We start from the raw sequence: 394 nt of genomic DNA, 5'->3' as shown, positions 1-394 counted from the left end.
GCTGGCGGTGGAGCGGGTCCGCACCGAGGCCAAGGCCAGCTTCGCCAGTACCATCTCCGGAACCGACCTGATCGTCGGCGCGCGCTCCGGCTCGGTGAACCTGCTGCTCTACTCGGTATTCCGCATCGGCAACGCGACCAACAACATCCGCTGGGACAGCTACCGGCACTTCGCCGAAAACCCGCGGGTGAAGTGGGCGATCCCGATCTCCCTCGGCGACTCGCACCGCGGCTACCGGGTAATGGGTACCGATGCCGGCTATTTCGAGCACTACCGCTACGGCCGCGGCCAGGAACTGCAACTGGCCGAGGGCCGCGCCTTCGGCCAGGACCTGTTCGACGTGGTGCTCGGCGCCGAGGTGGCCGAAGCCCTGCACTACAGGCTCGGCGAGAAG

General features: G+C 67.5%; 1 protein-coding gene. It reads left to right on the top strand.

Going from position 1 to position 394, the window contains the following annotated elements:
• Positions 1-394 (top strand): ABC transporter permease (locus H3O04_RS35765; RefSeq protein WP_202589557.1); only part of this gene is annotated, 394 nt, incomplete at both ends.

The organism is Burkholderia sp. KCJ3K979 (assembly GCF_016759955.1).
GTDB lineage: Bacteria > Pseudomonadota > Gammaproteobacteria > Burkholderiales > Burkholderiaceae > Burkholderia > Burkholderia orbicola.
The sequence above is the reverse complement of the archived record's forward strand: the minus strand, read 5'-3'. Positions and strand labels throughout refer to the sequence as shown.